This is a genomic window from Caballeronia sp. S22 (assembly GCF_964261745.1).
Lineage (GTDB): Bacteria > Pseudomonadota > Gammaproteobacteria > Burkholderiales > Burkholderiaceae > Caballeronia > Caballeronia jiangsuensis.
On sequence record NZ_OZ180036.1, the window covers coordinates 1,745,136 to 1,762,308 of the forward strand.

Consider the following 17,173-nt stretch of genomic DNA (forward strand, 5'->3'; position numbering starts at 1 on the left):
AGTCAACAACACGCAAAAAATTTTTCAGGTGAGGGCTTTCGGGATCCTGATTTGACCGTTCCGAAAACGCACCAGGATCGCCGCAATTCGTTTACCCGCGTGGAATCTGCAGGTATGAGAAGACTCCGATTGGTGAGCGGTGAGGGTTTACGGGAGCGCACCGCAGTGAGTCGAATCGCTCGGTCCACCATCACCCCGCTAAGGTGAAGACTCCCCTATAGACGTGGTTCACCCCGGTCGGTATCCTTGCTCGCAACATCGATTCTGACCATTTCATGGCCACCAAGCGCGCGAAGAAAACCGACGTAGTCAGCCCGAGTTCGGCGGAATTGCGCAAGGCGGTCGAGGCCATTGCGATTCAACCGAAGAGCGGCAAGATTACGCTGCTCACGAGAAAGCTCTTCAACGTGCTCCTCGCGGTTGCTCAGCAAGCCGACGACGCCGGTGATACGTATCGCGCGCTGCTATCCGATATTGTCGCGAACTCTGCGTTCGATTCGAACGATACTGCACTCGTCAAAGAGCATTTGCGTCGCATGGTGTCAGTGCAGGTCGAGTGGAGTACTGGCACATCGAGCCAGAAGCCCGGTCGGAAATGGGGAATTTCTACGCTGATCGCCGACGCCGAAATTCTCGAGGATCCAACGACACGCCGGGTGTGGGTCGAATTCTCGTTCGCGCCCAAGATCAAGAAGAAGCTGTTGGACCCCGTCCAATATGCGCGGCTGAGCCTGCAATTCCAAAGCCAGTTGCGTAGCAGCGCTGGCCTCGCGCTCTACGAGATCTGCGTTCGCTATCTGACCAACCCCAGTCATCTGACGATGCGCGAAACGTGGGAGTGGTGGCGGCCCATTCTTTCCGGCACCCCTGACACCGAAGCCGGCGACGAAGCCAAGCGCGAGTACAAATACTTCAAGCGCGATTATCTTCGCCCCGCGATTGCTGAAGTGAATGCGGTGACGAACATCTTCGTCGAACTGGTCGAACATCGTGAAGGACGGCGAGTCGCTGAAATTCAGTTCCGCGTGACCGAACGCAAGCAGCCGATGCTCGCGCTCGACGAACATCCGAATGTTTTCGACAGCACGCTCGTGGATCGGATGGTGAAGATCGGCATTCCGCTGAAGGATGCGCAGACGCTCTACGCGGACAGCGAGGAAAACCGTATCCGCGCCGCCTTGCAGATGACGGAGCAGCGGATGCGCAGCACGACCTTGCCGCCGGTTCGCAGCGCGGCCGCACTTTTCAAAGACGCGCTCAAGAAGGGTTACGCGCCGCCGGTCGAGGCGCTGCCTCCGGCAACGAGCGGTACGGCGACGCGCACCCCAGCGACCGTTTCCGGCGCCGACGATCTCAAAGCCCGATTGCTGAGCGAATTTTCCGCTTACCGTCGCAAGGAAGCGCGCGTGCTGTACGACGAGCAAGGTGAGGAAGAACGGGAGATCGCGCGCCAGTCATTCGAGGAAGATGTGCTGCCGGGCCTGGGCACGCACATGCGCGACGATTGGCGCAAGCGCGGACTGGATTCAAAGCTCGCCGAGACGTCCTTTTTCGACTGGCTGGCCCGAAGGACATGGGGTGAGCCGACAGACGGCGACTTGCTGGCATTTACGCTGAGTCAGTCGCGCTGATCTCATCGCGTAAGGACTGCTGCTGCCGGAACGTTCCGAGGGCGGACCCCTAAACCAGAAAAGGCCGCTAGAGAATCATCTCCGCGGCCATCGTTACATCACTTCTCGGCATCGACCGGTTGAAGCATGAGTTCGATCTGATGCAGGAGCGCGTCCCGCTTCTCCCGCGACAAACCCCGCAAGCGCAGTTCGAGACGATCTTCACCGTATGACTTCAGATCGCCGACCGCAATGCCATCCAGCTTGATCTCGAGACGTTGCGCATAGCGTTGGCGGCTCGGCGTCTTCGGTGTTTCCTGAGCGCTCGCGCGACCCTTGACGATGTCGGCGACCTGACGCGTACTCAGGTCGTCCGAGGTGATCTTGTTGATAAGCCGCAGCGTGGCGTCGCTGCCGCGGGCCGTGTGATAGCGGGCGATCTGATAGGCCATGTTCGAGCCGAATCGATCTGGTCGCGCGACCATCTCGTGCATGACGTTTTCCGGAAGCTTCGCGATGGACAACGCTACGGCGATCGTGGATTCGTCAAGGCCCAGGTGATCGGCCAGTTCGCGCTGGCTCTGGAAGTGCTGTTCGTCGAGGAAGCGCCGCCAGACTACCGCGTTGTCGAACACGGTCTGCGAGTCGCGCTGGACGTTCAGGTCATAACCCAGCTTGTAGCTCTGAATGCCGATCGGCAGATCGACGACCACCGCCTTGACCGTATCCTTATTCGCCTCTTTCAGCGCTCGCACGCGCCGGCCGCCATCGCTGACGAAAAACGTTCCCGGACTTTCATAGTCGGGGATGACGTGAATCGCCTGCTGCTGTCCCTGCTTTGCGAGGTTGACGGCCAGTTCCGCAATGGAAGTCTTGAGATAAAAATGGCGCGGGTTGAACGGGCTGGGCTTGATCGACTTGAGCGGCAACTCGATCACTTGGCCGCTCGTATAACGGTTGGCGCGCCTCCAGGTCCGATATTCGTCGGATTCCGGCCCAGAGTTGACGTCGGCGGGATCTTCACCGACGAAGGCGCTCGATCGACCATTCGCCGCAGCCTGCCCTGCGTGCTGAATGTCGACGATGCCATCGATCGCATTGAGACGATCAAGCGCCGTGCGCTTCTCGCTGCTTGTCGAATCGGGGCGAGCCTTGAAGCCCTTCGCAAACTGGGATGGTTTCATACAGGGTCCTTTATGCGCATAAAGTCAGGCGAGCATGCCGAGGATTTCATCCGCCACGGCGCGGATTTCCGCCGCCGCTAGGCGCGACCCGCGATCGCTCATTTGAAGGACGGTCACTCCGAGCGCCATCGCCTGCTTGTAGCACTCGCGTGTGGGGATCTGGGTTTTGAGCAATGGGAAGCCGAGCTCTTCGAGCGCGACTTTGAGTTCGCGTGTGAGCATGCGCTTCTCTTCCGTCTTGTTGAGAAGGAAGACAGCGCGTAGGTCTTCGTTCATGACCTGTGCTTGTTGTACGAGCTTGACGAGACCGACGCTCGACCAGTAGTCCGCCGGCGACGAAGAAGTCGGAATCACCGCGACGCTCGCCGCCAGCAGCACGACACCGGACACCTTCTCGGTAATCGACGGTGGGCAATCCACTACGATGATGTCGTAGTCGTTGACGAACTTCTTGATCTCGCGGTGGATCTGCCCTCCCGCTTCAGACAGATTGACCACCGGAAACGGGATGCCGCTCGACCCATCCGATGCGGCGCTCGACCAATGTATCAAGGTGTTCTGACCATCCGCGTCGACCACCAGCACACGCTTCTTCTTTTCGTGAAAGGCCGCACCGAGGTGCATCGCAATCGTGCTTTTGCCGACACCGCCCTTCTGCTGCGTGATCGCTATGATTTCCGCCGCCACGTTTTGCTCCGAATTTTGAAGTTCGTTGAATTCTACATTGGCGTAGTTATTTTTCCAGTGATAAACGCAACCAATGAACTTCGTTAGCCATTCGGCCGAGGTTTATGCGCATAAAGTCGTCGCAGCCGTGTCGACGGCGACGGAGCCTCGAAGGATCAACCGGGAATTCCCCTCCGTGCCCGCCAGACTTTATGCGCATAAAGTCGCCCCCCAGGAACCCAATCTCAGCCATCACCCCCAAAACAAAATCGCCTATCCTAAGCGCTGACCCAACTGCCGCTCGCGCCGGAGCCGTCATGACCGTTCGCAACCTGGATATCCTGTTCGCGCCGAAATCGATCGCTATCGTGGGGGCCTCGTCGCGCGTGGGCAGCATCGGCGAGATGGTATGGACGCGGACTCAGTGCGCGGGATTCAAAGGCGCTCTTTGGCCGGTCAATCCGAAGCATGACTCGCTGGGTGGCGAAGTCGTGTACGCGGACATCGATGCGCTGCCCGAAGCGCCGAGCGTCGCCGTACTCTGCACACGCCCGCGCACGTGGCCGGACCTGGTCGAGCGTCTGGGCCGGCGTGGAACGAAAGCGGTGGTGATCGTCGGCGAAGCGACGCAGCGAGGAAGGGCGTCATCATCGCCGGACAAGCAGCAATCGTTCGCCGCCGAAGCGGATGAATGGACCGTTCGTACGCTGGCGGCCGCGCGTCCTTTCCTCGTGCGCATCATCGGGCCTGCCAGTCTCGGTGTGGTGACGCCCGCGATCGGCGCATGTCTCGGCGCGCCCGCATGCAGCGTCAAATCAGGCGGCGTCGCGTGGGTATCCGGATCGAACGCGCTGACGAACGGCGTGCTGGGCTGGGCGCGCGCGCGTGGGCTCGGATTCTCGCGCATCGTCGCGCTCGGTGATGAAGCCGATGTCGATTCCGGTGACATCCTCGACTTCCTCGCGAGCGATGCATCGACGCGTGCAATCCTGCTCGCCATAGAAACCGTCCGCTCGGCGCGCAAGTTCATGTCCGCCGCGCGCGCCGCCGCGCGAAACAAACCTGTGCTCGTGCTTCGCACCGGCCGCGACGATCCGTTCGATCGTCTCTACGGCGCGGCGTTCCGTCGTGCCGGACTCGTCCGTGTCGACTCGCTCGACGACCTGCTCGACGAAATCGAAACGCTCGGCATCGGCCGTGTGGCGGCGAGCGATGTCGCGACCGTCATCACGAGCGACCGTGGCGTCGCGACGCTCGCGCAGGACGCGTTCAGCGCCTCGGGCGATGACCTCGCGCATTGGCCGACCGCTGCGCGCGATGCCGTTGCCGCCGCGCTGCCTCGCGCCCGTGCGGGCAACCCGCTTCTTCTCGGCGATGATGCCACGCCCGCCGACTTCGGCGCCGCGCTCGAAGCGCTCGCATCGCATCGCGAAACCGGCACCGTGTTCGTCGTGCATGCGCCGACGCACAGCGCGCCCGTCGCGGACGTCGCGCGCATATTGATCGCCGAGCGGCGTCACGCCTATCGCGGATTGCTGGCGTGCTTTTTCGGCTGCGTCGATGCGGCCACACGCGACGAATTGCACGCGAACGGCATTCCGGTGCACACGACGCCGCATCGGCTTGCACGCGGCTTCGCGCGCCTCGTCGATTTCCGGCAAGGCCGCGAACTGTTGATGCAAACCCCCGACGGCCTCCCCGTCGACATTCCGGAAGAGATCGACGCCGCGCAATGCGAGATTCGAAGCGCACTCGAAAACGGCATCGCCGAATTGAATGGCGAACGTGCGGCGCGCGTGTTCGGTCGCTTCGGCATCACGGTTAAGCCGGGACCGCCCGACTCGCTCACGAGCGATGCCGTCGAAATTCAGACGCGGCTGCTCAATCATCGCGTGTTCGGTCCGGTGTTCGAATTCAGGGCCGAGGGCGCGCTGGGACTCGCGGACGCGCTTCACGAGTTCGCGTTACCGCCGCTCAATCCCGTGCTGGCGCGCGATCTCGTCATGCGTTCGCCGCGCTCGCGCGAGCTGCCCGCCGAGACGCTGCTCAACGCGCTGACCGCGCTATCGCAACTGGTTTGCTATGTCGAGGAAATCGTCGCGCTGCGGCTCACCCTGCGCGTCACCCGCGATTCGGTTGCGGTTCACGAGCCGCAACTCACACTCGGCGCGCATCGCAAGCCGCTTGCGATCGTGCCGTATCCGCGCTGCCTCGAAGAGACGCTCGACTGGCGCGGCATGCGCGTCACCGTGCGGCCGATTCGCCCCGAAGACGAAGAAGCGCATGCGGCGTTCGTCGCCGCCAATACGGCCGAAGATTTGCGTCTGCGTTTCTTCGGCGCCGTCCGCAGCTTCGATCACTCGCAACTCGCGCGCATGACGCAGATCGACTACGACCGCGAGATGGCGCTGATCGTCACGCGGGCGAATGGCGAAGGCACGGGCGAGACGCTCGGCGTCGCGCGCGCGATTGCCGATCCCGACAACGAGACCGCCGAGTTCGCCGTCGCCGCACGCTCGGATATGAAGGGGAGGGGATTGGGATCGCTGCTGTTGTCGCGCATCATCGACTACGCGAAGAAGCGCGGCACGCGCTGGATGGTCGGGGAAGCCTTGCGCGAGAACGCCGGCATGATCGCGCTCGCACGCAATAGCGGCTTCGAGTTGACGAAGACGGAAGATCCGGGCGTCGTCGGTTTCAGGATGCGACTGTGCGATGCACCAGCACAGCCGCGCGCGGATTAGGCCGCGAGCTTCGTCAGCGCTTCCTCGATCTGTGCGCGCGACAGCGAAAGCTCGTCGAGCAATGCTTCGGCGTACGTACTTCCCGTTTCCTTTTCGAGCCGCGCGATCGTCAAAGCGCAGCGCGACGTGTCCTTCAATGTCGCGATGAACGGCTTGACCGATTGACCCGACGTGAACGCGTCGAAGAGCGGCACGCGGATGTCATCGGGCAGCGCGCGCGACGTCCACTGATAGGGCTTGCCGTTGTGCGTCAGTTGCGGTGGCAGCGTGCGCTCCTTCTTCGCGGCGGGAATCAGGCCGAAGGTGCGCGCCGCATCGCCGATCTGCTCGGCCGAGAAAAGCTCGTCGGGCGTGATGTCGAATTGCGCGATATACGTTTCGATCGCCTGCATCGCGGCCGCGCGGTCGTCGCGCGTTTTCTGCGCACGCGCGACGATCTCGCGTAGCTCATCGGCTTCGTCGGACGAGATCGTGAAGTTCGCCTGCTTTTGCTGAAGTTCGGTGAATCGGAGGAATTCGGAATCGGAAAGGAGTTTCGCCATCGGGAGTGCGTCGAATTGAACACGCCGGCACGCTGAACGCAGCGCGCCGGCTTTTTGAGAGGGCCGCCATTCTAACGCGCGGCGCCCGCACCGTTCAGTCGTGCATCATCGAAAGCGATGCCGCGGCGTCTCTCAGCAATGCCGTGACGTCGTCGATCGACGGCGCCACGTACTCATCGATGCGTCGCATATACGGGCAGGTGAGGGCGGCGATCGCCTGGCCCGACGGCCCGAGCAGCGGAAAGGTCACGTCCGTCACGCCGAAGGTCTGCTGACTTTCCTTCTGCGAATAGCCGAGTTCGCAAATCCGTTCGTAGTCGGCGTCGAGCACGGCGCGATCCAGCGCAAGCTCGCCTTTGACCTTGGTGTGCTCCGCGAGCATGTGCTCGCGCTGCTCCTCGGTCTGGAACGCGAGCATCACGCGGCCCGAGCCGGTGTCGATCAGGCCGACGCGCGAGCCGAGCCGCACCGAAATGCCCCACGTGCCGGGGCCATCCACCTGCGCGATGACGAGCAGATTGCCGCGATCGTAGACGGCGAGATGCACCGACTGCTCCGCCGCATCGGCGAAACGCTGCATCACCGGCAACGCTTCGGCAATCAGCCGGTTCATCGGCGGATGACGATGCGCGAGCGCATAGAGCTTGAGGCTCAGCGAATAGCGATCGCCCTCGGGCGAACGCACGACGTACTGCCGCGCGACGAGCCGCTCCAGCATCCGATACATCTCGCTCGCATTGCGCCCGAGCATCTTCGTGATTTCCGCGCGCGTGAGTCCCGACTTCTGCTCCGAAAGCAGTTCCAGGATATCGAGCCCCTTGTCGAGGGCGGGCGCGCGATAGCGGTCGGCGTCGTTGTCTTCCACGTCCATGGGCGGTCTGGGTCGGTTCATGAATTCGCGCGAGTTTAAGCCTTCTGTCAGCCGACGAAAACCGGCTAGGGAAATTACCGACCGGTTTCGCCGCGCGTCGTCCTTGACTTCGGTTTGTGCGTATATGAATAATACGTTCACTGATGAATAGATGCACCGGCAGTTTCCCGAAGCCCCACGTCGCAGTCACGAAGAACCGCACACATCAGGAGACAAACGCATGAGATTCACGAAGACACTCGCCGTCGCCATCGCCGCGATCGGCACCATCGGCTTGGCGCAGGCAGCCGAGAGCGGCAAAGTCGGCCTCGGCCTGCCGCTGCTGACATCGCCGTTCTGGCAGTCGTACAACAACTACCTGCCGAAATACGCGAAGGAGATGGGCCTCGACATCCTCGCGCCCGTCAATTCGAACGGCGACCCCGCGCAGCAGATCACCGACATGAACAGCCTGCTGAACCTCGGCGCGAAGGGCATCGTCGTCGGGCCGCTGGATTCGGCGGCGATCAGCCGGGCGCTCGATGCATCGTCGGCGAAGAGCGTGCCGGTCGTCGCGGTGGACGTCGCGCCGACGCAGGGCAAGGTCGCGATGGTCGTGCGCGCCGACAACCGCGCGTACGGCTCGAAGTCGTGCGAGTACATCGGCGAGCACGTGAAATCGGGCAAGGTCGTGCAGATCATGGGCGATCTGGCGTCGGTGAACGGCCGCGACCGGTCCGAGGCGTTTCGCGAGTGCCTGAAGAAATATCCGTCGCTGAGTCTTCTGGAAATCCCGGCCGCATGGAAGGGCGACGCCGCCGCGACCGCGCTCGACAGCCTGCTGACGGCGAATCCCGATGTGAAGGCGATCTACATGCAGGCGGGCGGCGTCTATCTGTCGCCGACGCTCCAGACGCTGCGGCGCAAGCAACTGCTCGTCAAGGCGGGCGATCCGAAGCACATCGTGATCGTGAGCAATGACGGCATCCCGCAGGAGTACGATGCGATCCGCCGCGGTGAAATCGACGCGACCATCTCGCAGCCCGCCGATCTGTACGCGAAGTACGGCCTCTTCTATATCAAGGCGGCGCTCGCCGGACAGACCTTCAAGCCCGGCCCGACGGATCACGGCAGCACGATCGTCCAGCGCGCGCCCGGCATTCTGGAAGACCAGTTGCCCGCGCCGCTTGTGACGAAAGCCAACGTCGACGACAAGTCCCTCTGGGGCAACAACATCAAATGAGCGCGCCCGTGGTGGAAGCGCTTGGGCTGACCAAGCGCTACGGTTCGACGGCGGCGCTGTCGGACGTCACGATGCGCGTTCTGCCCGGCGAGTCGCACGCGCTCGTCGGGCGCAACGGCGCCGGCAAGTCGACGCTCGTCTCGATGATCACCGGCTTGCGCCGTCCCGACGCCGGCGAGATCCGTTTCGGCGGCGAGCCCGCGCCGCCGCTTGCGGATCGCGATGGATGGCGCGAGCGCGTCGCGTGCGTCTATCAGCATTCGACGATCATCCGCGAGTTGTCGGTCGCCGAGAACCTGTTCATCAACCGGCAGCATCGGCGCGGCGGCGTGATCGACTGGCGCACGATGCGCCGTGACGCTCGTGCCTTGCTCGATCACTGGAAGATCGATGTGCGCGAGGACGCGCGCGCCGGCGATCTGACCGTCGAGGCGCGGCAACTCGTCGAGATCGCGCGGGCGCTGTCGTATGGCGCGCGCTTCATCATCCTCGACGAGCCTACTGCACAGTTGGACGGCGACGAAATCAAGCGTCTCTTCAGGCGTATCGAAGAGTTGCAGACAGAAGGTGTCACTTTCCTGTTCATTTCCCATCACTTGCAGGAGGTGTACGAAATCTGTCAGGCGGTGACCGTTCTGCGCGATGCGCGGCATATCGTCAGCGCGCCGGTTTCGGCGTTGCCGCGCGACAAGCTGATCGAAGCGATGACGGGCGAAAAAGGCGGTCTCGCCGTCACCGATGCCGCAACGCGCGCGCCGTTGCCCGCCGATGCACCGATCGCGCTTTCCGTGTCCGCGCTCTCGGGCGGCGACTACGACGACGTCAGCTTCGACGTGCGACGCGGCGAAGTCATCGGCCTGACGGGCGCGACGACGAGCGGTCGCACGAGCGTCGCGGAAGCCATCGCCGGATTGAAGGCGCAACGCAGCGGCACGATCGCCGTCGACGGCCGCACGCTCACGCCCGGCGACGTGCCCGGCGCCTTGGCGAGCGGCCTCGGTTGCGTGCCGAAGGACCGGCATCGCGAAGGTCTCGTGCTCACGCAGTCCGTCGCGGAGAACGCGTCGATGACGATCGCGCGCACGCTCGGGCGCTTCGGCATCGCGTCGCCGGCGAAGAAGAACGCGTTCGGGCGCCGCATGATCGCGTCGCTCGGCATCAAGACGCAGGGGCCGGAGCATGTCGTGTCGGGCCTGTCGGGCGGCAATCAGCAAAAAGTCGTGATGGCGCGCGCGCTCGCGACCGATCCGAACGTGCTCGTGCTCATCGATCCGACCGCGGGCGTCGACGTGAAATCGAAGGAAGCGCTGCTCGGCGTCGTCGAACGGGTGCGCGAGGAAGGCAAGGCGGTGCTCGTCGTCTCCGGCGAACTCGATGATCTGCGCACCTGCGACCGCGTCCTCGTGATGTTCCGCGGCGCGATCGCCGCCGAATTCCCTGCCGGTTGGCAGGACCATGAACTCATCGCATCCGTCGAAGGAGTGAGTCTCCATGAAGCATGACGTTTCCAGTTCCGCGATGGCCGGCCTGCCGATGCAGCGTCAGCGTCCGCGCATCGAGCTCGCGCGGTTTCGCGATCTCGCGCTCTTGCCCGCGCTCGCGCTGCTGCTCGCGATCGGCGCGTTCGTCAGCCCGAGCTTTCTGACGCAGGCGAATCTGATCAGCATTCTCGGCGCGTCGGCGGCGCTCGCGCTCGTCGTGCTGGCCGAATCGCTGATCGTGCTGACGGGCAAGTTCGATTTGTCGCTCGAATCGACGGTCGGCATCGCGCCCGCCGTCGGTGCGATGCTCGTGATGCCCGCGGCATCGGCGGGCTTCGGTCTCGAGTGGCCGGCGGCGGCCGGTCTCGCGGCGATCGTGGTGGTCGGCGCGCTGATCGGCTTCGTCAACGGCTTTCTGGTCGTGCGGCTGCGACTGAACGCGTTCATCGTCACGCTCGCGATGCTGATCGTGTTGCGCGGGATGCTCGTCGGCGCGACGAAGGGCGGCACGCTGTTCGACATGCCGCCGTCGTTCTTCACGCTCGCGACGACGCTCGTGCTCGGCCTGCCCGTTTCCGTGTGGCTCGCGGCGGCGGCGTTCGCGGCCGCCGCGTTCATGCTGCGCTACCACCGCCTCGGACGCGCGCTCTACGCGATCGGCGGCAATCCGGAAGCGGCGCGCGCGGCGGGCATTCGCGTCGAGCGCATCACGTGGGGCGTGTTCGTTCTCGGCAGCGTGCTCGCGTCGATCGGCGGGCTGGTCGTCACGGGCTATGTCGGCGCGATCAACGCGAATCAGGGCAACGGCATGATCTTCACGGTGTTCGCCGCGGCGGTCATCGGCGGCATTTCGCTCGATGGCGGCAAGGGCACGATGCTCGGCGCACTGTCAGGCGTTTTGCTGCTGGGCGTCGTGCAAAACCTCCTGACACTTGCGCAAGTTCCTTCGTTCTGGATTCAGGCGATCTACGGCGCGATCATCCTCGGCTCGCTGATGGTCGCGCGAATCGCGGGCGGCGAAGCGCAAAACTGACGATATCGACGATGCAAAAAACCACCGACCCGCGCCTCATTCTGCTGAGTCCGGAAGACAACTGCCTGATCGCCGGCGCGCGTTTGCCAGCAGGCGAAACGCTGATGATCGAAGGCGAGTCCGTCACGCTCGCGACGACCATCGAGCTCGCGCACAAGCTCGCGAGGCGGGCGTTGTCGAAGGACGAAAAGGTGCTGCGCTACGGCGCGATCATCGGCCACGTGAATGCCGATGTCGCGTGCGGCGAGCATCTGCATACGCACAATCTGGAAAGCGACTACATCCCGACATATACGCACGACGCCGGGCACGCCTACGTACAGCACTGAAGAACACTCATGAACAGTCCCGCACTGCAAGGCTATCTCCGCGCGGATGGCAGGAAGGGCATCCGCAATGTCGTCGCGGTGGCGTATCTCGTCGAATGCGCGCATCACGTCGCGCGCGAGATCGTCACGCACTTCCGGCCATCGTTCGATGATTTCGATTCCTTCGATCCGCAAGCCGAATCGCCCGTGCATCTGATCGGCTTTCCGGGTTGCTACCCGAACAGCTACGCCGAAAAAATGCTGGAGCGCATCTGCACGCATCCGAACGTCGGCGCGGTGCTGTTCGTATCGCTCGGTTGCGAGAGCATGAACAAGCACTATCTCGCCGACGCCGTGCGCGCGAGCGGGCGGCCCGCCGCCGTGCTGACGATCCAGGAAAAAGGCGGCACGCGCAGCACGATCCAGAACGGACTCGACTGGGTGCGCGAGGCGCGCGCGACGCTCGCGGCGCAACAGAAGGTGCCAATGGCGCTCGACGAACTGATCGTCGGCACGATTTGCGGCGGCTCGGACGGCACGAGCGGCATCACGGCGAATCCGGCGGTGGGCCGCGCATTCGATGCGTTCATCGATGCGGGCGCGTCGTGCGTTTTCGAGGAAACGGGCGAGCTCGTCGGCTGCGAATTCCATATGAAGCGTCGCGCGGCGCGGCCCGAACTCGGCGACGCGATCGTCGAATGCGTGCAGAAGGCCGCGCGCTATTACACGACGATGGGCCACGGCTCGTTCTCCGTCGGCAACGCGGACGGCGGGCTGACGACGCAGGAAGAGAAATCGCTCGGCGCGTATTCGAAGAGCGGCGCGTCGCCGATCGTCGGCATCATCAAGCCGGGCGATGTGCCGCCGACGGGCGGACTCTATCTGCTCGATGTTGTCCCAGACGGCGAACCGCGCTTCGGCTTTCCCAATATCAGCGACAACGCGGAGATCGGCGAACTGATCGCGTGCGGCTGTCACGTCGTCCTCTTCACGACGGGGCGCGGCTCGGTGGTCGGCTCGGCGATATCGCCGGTCATCAAGGTGTGCGCGAATCCATCGACGTATCGCAATCTGTCCGGCGACATGGACGTCGACGCCGGCCGAATCCTCGAAGGCCGCGCGACGCTCGACGAAGTAGGGCGCGAAGTTTTCGATGTCACGGTTGCGGTGGCGGCGGGCGCGGCGTCGAAGTCGGAGGCGCTCGGGCATCAGGAATTCATCCTGACTTACAAAACCTTCGAACCGGTCGGCCCGGCGTGTTTGCCCGGCGGCGCGGGACGCGTTACTGTGGCGTCTCGCACCGTGGAGATCGTTTCAAACTGAACGTATCGACTGAGGGTCGCACACATGACTGGAGACACGCAGGCAGTTTCGCGCCGGCGCAAGATCGGCCGCACGGCGCTTGAAGTCACGGCGCTGTCGCTCGGCACCGCGCCGCTCGGCGGGCTATATCACGAACTGACGGAAGGCGAGGCGCGCGCAACTGTCGATGCCGCGTGGCAAGCCGGCATCCGCTGCTTCGATACCGCGCCGCACTATGGTCACACGAAGGCGGAGCATCGTCTGGGCGATGCCCTGCGGCGCCATCCGCGCGGCGATTTCGTCATCTCGACGAAAGTCGGCCGGCGCTTCGTCCCGCGCACGAGGCCCGACGACGGCAGCGAAGGTTGGGCCGCGCCGCTGCCCTTCCAGGCGATCTACGACTACACCTACGACGGCATCATCCGCTCGTTCGAAGACAGCCAGATGCGGCTCGGCATGATCGATATCGACATCGTGCTGATTCATGACATCGGCCGCGTCACGCATGGCGAGAAGAACGCCCATTACTGGAAGCAACTCACCGACGAAGGCGGTTTTCGCGCGCTCGAAGAGTTGAAGAAGTCGCGCGGCGTAAAGGCGGTGGGCCTCGGCGTGAACGAAGGCGCGGCGGTAATGGAAGCGATGGCCGAATTCGACATCGACTGCGCATTGCTCGCGGGCCGCTACACGCTGCTCGAACAAAACACGCTCGACGATCTTCTGCCCGAATGCGAAAAACGCGGCGTGAGTATCCTGCTCGGCGGCGCGTTCAATTCGGGCATTCTCGCGCGCGGTCTCGATGCGAACGCGCACGGCGATCTCAAGTTCAACTACGGCGATGCGCCGAAGGACATCGTCGAGCGCGTCGGCAAGCTGGAGCGCGTATGCCGTGCGCATGGCGTTGCGCTGTCCACCGCGGCCATCCAGTTTCCTTATGCGCATAAAGTCGTGGCCACGGTGCTGATGGGCGCGCGCACGCCGGATGAAGTGCGCGAGAACGCGGCATCGTTCGCGACGCCGATTCCGCCTGCGCTATGGGACGCGTTGCGTGCCGAAGGTCTGCTTCACGCGAACGCGCCGGTGCCGCGATGAATATCGACTCGCATCAGCATTACTGGGATCCATCGCGCGGCGACTATGGATGGCTCACGCCGGACATGAAGCCGCTCTTTCGCGTATTCGGCCCGAACGATCTCGCGCCGCTTCGCGAGGCGGTCGGTGTTCAACGAACCGTCGTCGTTCAGGCTGCGCCGACGCTCGACGAAACGCGCTATCTGCTCGACCTCGCGCGCGATGACGAATCGATCGCGGGTGTCGTCGGCTGGGTTCCGCTCGATTCGCCCGATGCACCGAAGTTCATCGACGAATTCGCACGCGAACCGAAGTTCAAGGCCGTACGCCCGATGTTGCAGGACCTGCCCGACGATTCGTGGATCGCACACGCGCCGCGCGAAGACGCGATCGAGCGCCTCATCGACCTCGATCTCACCTTCGACGCGTTGATCTTCGCGCGGCATGTGCCCTCGTTGATCGAATTCGTGGAGCGATATCCGAGCTTGCGCGTCGTGGTCGATCATGGCGCGAAGCCGCCGATCCGCGATGGTCTTCCGTCAGGCTGGCAACCCTGGGCCGATGGCATCGCGCAACTCGCCGCCTTGCCGCAAAGACTTCATTGCAAGCTCTCTGGCCTCGCGACCGAATCCGGCGAAAACTGGACCGACGAAACCTTGAAACCCTACGTCGCGCATCTTCTCGAACAATTCGGTGCCGAGCGTCTGATGTGGGGCAGCGACTGGCCCGTGCTCGACATGAACGGCAGTTACACTGCATGGCACAGCACGGCCCAAAACCTCACGTCGCATCTCGAAAAAGCCGATCAGGCCGCGATTTTCGGCGCGAACGCCCGCGCGTTCTACCGTCTCTGAAACGGCTGATATACCCGGCATGTCTCAAAAACACTTTCGACTGGAGCAGTAGATGGTACAAAGACTGGCAGGCAAGACGGCGCTGATCACGGCGGCGGGACAAGGCATCGGGCTCGCGACGGCCGAGCTTTTCGCGGCGCAGGGCGCGCGCGTGATCGCGACGGATATCCGCACGGAGTCGCTCGAAGGGAAGTCTTTCGACTTACACCGGCTCGACGTGCGCGATCCGCAGGCGATCAACGCGCTGGCCGACGAAATCGGCGCGATCGACGTCCTCTTCAACTGCGCGGGCTACGTGCACGCCGGCTCGATTCTCGAAGCCAGCGAGGACGACTGGGATTTCGCCTTCGATCTGAACGCAAAGGCGATGTATCGTACGATTCGCGCGTTCCTGCCGAAGATGCTGGAAAAGGGCTGCGGCTCGATCATCAACATGTCGTCGGCGGCGTCGAGCGTGAAGGGCGTGCCGAACCGCTTCGTGTACGGCGCGTCGAAGGCGGCCGTGATCGGGCTGACGAAGTCCGTCGCCGCCGATTTCGTCACGCGCGGCATCCGCTGCAACGCGATCTGTCCCGGCACGGTGGAATCGCCGTCGCTTAAAGACCGCATCGCGGAGCAGGCGAAGGCGCAGGGCGCGAGCGTCGATCAGATTCAGGCGGCGTTCGTCGCGCGCCAGCCGATGGGCCGCGTCGGCCGCGCCGAAGAGATCGCGGCGCTGGCGCTCTATCTCGGATCGGACGAATCGTCGTTCACGACGGGCCAGATTCATGTCATCGATGGCGGCTGGTCGAACTGACCGCCCTCATTCTTTTTCCGAACCAGGAGGATCAAACCAGATGAAACTGCTTCGTTACGGCCCCAAGGGTCAGGAAAAACCGGGTCTGCTGGACGCCGAGGGCCAGATTCGCGACCTGTCGAAGGTCGTCGATGACATCGCCGGCGCGACGCTGACCGAAGCGGGCCTGGCGAAACTGCGCGCAACCGATATCGCGTCGCTGCCCGTGGTCGACGGCAAGCCGCGTATCGGACCGTGCGTGGGGCGTGTCGGCAAGTTCGTGTGCATCGGGCTGAACTATGCGGATCACGCCGCCGAATCGAATCTGCCGGTGCCGACCGAGCCGGTCATCTTCAACAAATGGACGAGCGCGATCAACGGCCCGGACGACGACGTCGAAATTCCGCGCAATTCGGTCAAGACGGACTGGGAAGTCGAGCTGGGCGTCGTGATCGGCAAGGAAGCGAAGTACGTCGACGAAGCGAACGCGCTCGATTACGTCGCGGGCTATTGCGTGATCAACGATGTCTCCGAGCGCGAATGGCAGCTCGAGCACGGCACGCAATGGGACAAGGGCAAAGGCTTCGACACGTTCGGCCCGATCGGCCCATGGCTCGTCACGAAGGACGAAGTCGCCGATCCGCAGAAGCTCGATCTGTGGCTCGAAGTCGACGGCAAGCGCTATCAGAACGGCAACACGAAGACGATGGTCTTCACGGTCGCGCAACTGGTCGCGTATTTGTCGAAAGTGATGAGCCTGCAGCCGGGCGACGTCATTTCGACGGGCACGCCGCCGGGCGTCGGCATGGGCGTGAAGCCGAACGCGGTGTATCTGAAGGCCGGCCAGACGGTGCGCCTGGGCATTCAGGGCCTCGGCGAGCAGACGCAGAAGACCGTCGCCGCGCAGTAACGCGCACGCGCGAGCCAACAAAAAACCTCGCCGCGGCGAGGTTTTTTGCGTTGGAGGACGGAGATTGAGGAATCAGGCGTGAAATACCGGTTCGGCGGAGACGCCTTCGCTGATGCGCGTGATCGTGCCCTGCGCGACCGCGACGAGCCGCTCGGCGCCGCCGTCGGTGACGAAGACGTCGCACTGGCAGGTCGCCTGCGTCATGCCCGCATGGACGACGCGGGCGCGGGCCATCAGCGTGCCCGACACGGCCGGACGCAGATAGTTGATCTTGTACTCGCCCGTTACGACCTTCGGCCCGAGCCGCAGCGCGCCCGCGAAGGTCAGCGCGTTGTCCACGAGATAACTCACCACCCCGCCGTGTACGAAGCCGTGTTGTTGCCTTAGCTCATCCCTGATGGTCAGGCACAGCGTGAGACTCGCTGAATCGACCTGCATCAGCTTGGTTCCGAGCAAGGCGCTGAACGGTTGCGCATTCAGCGCACCGCGCGCGATATCGACGATTTCGGCCATTCGGACACTCCTTGGGTGGGTTCGGTGCCGTCCTGCAAAGACAATAGGAAGCGTTCGCGCGCACTGCAAGGAAGTCACGCAAAAAAT

At 63.5% G+C, this 17,173-nt stretch carries 15 protein-coding genes and 2 pseudogenes; 11 read left to right on the forward strand and 6 right to left on the reverse strand.

Translation table 11 applies throughout. The features are described 5' to 3' along the window. Positions 1 to 275: 275 nt before the first annotated feature. The gene (locus tag ACEN42_RS23380) at positions 276 to 1,631 is read left to right on the forward strand and encodes a replication initiation protein (RefSeq protein ID WP_035502741.1); all 1,356 of its coding nucleotides are present in this window, start codon (positions 276 to 278) and stop codon (positions 1,629 to 1,631) included. Positions 1,632 to 1,729: 98 nt separating this feature from the next. On the opposite strand, the pseudogene ACEN42_RS23385 reads toward ACEN42_RS23380, so the two are convergent. The 3 genes and pseudogenes from ACEN42_RS23385 to parA form a co-directional block, all read right to left on the reverse strand. Beyond that, positions 1,730 to 2,602, reverse strand: a pseudogene (locus ACEN42_RS23385) (ParB/RepB/Spo0J family partition protein); the annotation flags it as partial. An 86-nt stretch (positions 2,603 to 2,688) separates the two neighbouring features. Beyond that, positions 2,689 to 2,794, reverse strand: a pseudogene (locus ACEN42_RS23390) (chromosome partitioning protein ParB); the annotation flags it as partial. A gap of 24 nt (positions 2,795 to 2,818) precedes the next feature. Next, on the reverse strand, positions 2,819 to 3,481 hold the full coding sequence (parA, locus tag ACEN42_RS23395) for a ParA family partition ATPase (RefSeq protein WP_035502737.1): 663 nt from the start codon (positions 3,479 to 3,481) through the stop codon (positions 2,819 to 2,821). Between the two features lie 296 nt (positions 3,482 to 3,777). On the opposite strand from parA, the gene ACEN42_RS23400 reads away from it, so the two are divergent. Beyond that, positions 3,778 to 6,204: a GNAT family N-acetyltransferase gene (locus ACEN42_RS23400; protein ID WP_187605403.1), complete on the forward strand. Its 2,427-nt coding sequence runs from the start codon at positions 3,778 to 3,780 to the stop codon at positions 6,202 to 6,204. On the opposite strand, the gene ACEN42_RS23405 is transcribed toward ACEN42_RS23400, so the two are convergent. Both ACEN42_RS23405 and ACEN42_RS23410 read right to left on the reverse strand, forming a co-directional pair. Then, the gene (locus ACEN42_RS23405) at positions 6,201 to 6,746 is read right to left on the reverse strand and encodes a hypothetical protein (RefSeq protein WP_238214468.1); all 546 of its coding nucleotides are present in this window, start codon (positions 6,744 to 6,746) and stop codon (positions 6,201 to 6,203) included. The two genes, ACEN42_RS23400 and ACEN42_RS23405, sit on opposite strands and share 4 nt — an antisense overlap. Before the next feature lie 94 nt (positions 6,747 to 6,840). Next, positions 6,841 to 7,617, reverse strand: a complete 777-nt coding sequence (locus ACEN42_RS23410; RefSeq protein ID WP_371882285.1) for an IclR family transcriptional regulator — start codon at positions 7,615 to 7,617, stop codon at positions 6,841 to 6,843. A 220-nt stretch (positions 7,618 to 7,837) separates the two neighbouring features. Between ACEN42_RS23410 and ACEN42_RS23415 the strand changes: the two genes are divergently transcribed. The 9 genes from ACEN42_RS23415 to ACEN42_RS23455 are packed head-to-tail and all read left to right on the forward strand — an operon-like array spanning position 7,838 to position 16,573. Continuing rightward, positions 7,838 to 8,839 carry a sugar ABC transporter substrate-binding protein gene (locus tag ACEN42_RS23415; RefSeq protein WP_371881642.1) on the forward strand — a complete coding sequence of 334 codons (1,002 nt, stop codon included), beginning with the start codon at positions 7,838 to 7,840 and terminating at the stop codon, positions 8,837 to 8,839. Further along, a complete protein-coding gene (locus ACEN42_RS23420; RefSeq protein WP_371881643.1) occupies positions 8,836 to 10,341 on the forward strand; it encodes a sugar ABC transporter ATP-binding protein in 1,506 nt (501 codons plus the stop codon). Before ACEN42_RS23415 ends, ACEN42_RS23420 begins: the two co-directional genes overlap by 4 nt. Beyond that, a complete protein-coding gene (locus tag ACEN42_RS23425) occupies positions 10,331 to 11,353 on the forward strand; it encodes an ABC transporter permease (protein ID WP_035502724.1) in 1,023 nt (340 codons plus the stop codon). The genes ACEN42_RS23420 and ACEN42_RS23425 overlap by 11 nt, the downstream gene beginning before the upstream one ends. 11 nt (positions 11,354 to 11,364) lie before the next feature. Further along, the gene (locus ACEN42_RS23430) at positions 11,365 to 11,682 is read left to right on the forward strand and encodes a UxaA family hydrolase (protein ID WP_035502721.1); all 318 of its coding nucleotides are present in this window, start codon (positions 11,365 to 11,367) and stop codon (positions 11,680 to 11,682) included. A 9-nt stretch (positions 11,683 to 11,691) separates the two neighbouring features. Beyond that, positions 11,692 to 12,984, forward strand: coding sequence for a UxaA family hydrolase (locus tag ACEN42_RS23435; protein ID WP_371881644.1), 1,293 nt, complete (start codon positions 11,692 to 11,694; stop codon positions 12,982 to 12,984). 24 nt (positions 12,985 to 13,008) lie between these two features. Further along, complete coding sequence (locus ACEN42_RS23440) at positions 13,009 to 14,055, forward strand: aldo/keto reductase (protein ID WP_371881645.1); 1,047 nt, start codon at positions 13,009 to 13,011, stop codon at positions 14,053 to 14,055. Beyond that, positions 14,052 to 14,888 (forward strand): amidohydrolase, encoded by an 837-nt coding sequence (locus tag ACEN42_RS23445; protein WP_371881646.1) that lies wholly within the window; start codon positions 14,052 to 14,054, stop codon positions 14,886 to 14,888. The genes ACEN42_RS23440 and ACEN42_RS23445 overlap by 4 nt, the downstream gene beginning before the upstream one ends. A gap of 52 nt (positions 14,889 to 14,940) precedes the next feature. After that, complete coding sequence (locus ACEN42_RS23450; protein ID WP_371881647.1) at positions 14,941 to 15,684, forward strand: SDR family oxidoreductase; 744 nt, start codon at positions 14,941 to 14,943, stop codon at positions 15,682 to 15,684. Between the two features lie 40 nt (positions 15,685 to 15,724). Next, on the forward strand, positions 15,725 to 16,573 hold the full coding sequence (locus tag ACEN42_RS23455; RefSeq protein ID WP_035502710.1) for an ureidoglycolate lyase: 849 nt from the start codon (positions 15,725 to 15,727) through the stop codon (positions 16,571 to 16,573). Positions 16,574 to 16,645: 72 nt separating this feature from the next. Here ACEN42_RS23455 and ACEN42_RS23460 read toward each other — a convergent pair whose 3' ends face one another. Continuing rightward, positions 16,646 to 17,086, reverse strand: coding sequence for a PaaI family thioesterase (locus tag ACEN42_RS23460; protein ID WP_035502707.1), 441 nt, complete (start codon positions 17,084 to 17,086; stop codon positions 16,646 to 16,648). Positions 17,087 to 17,173: the final 87 nt, after the last annotated feature.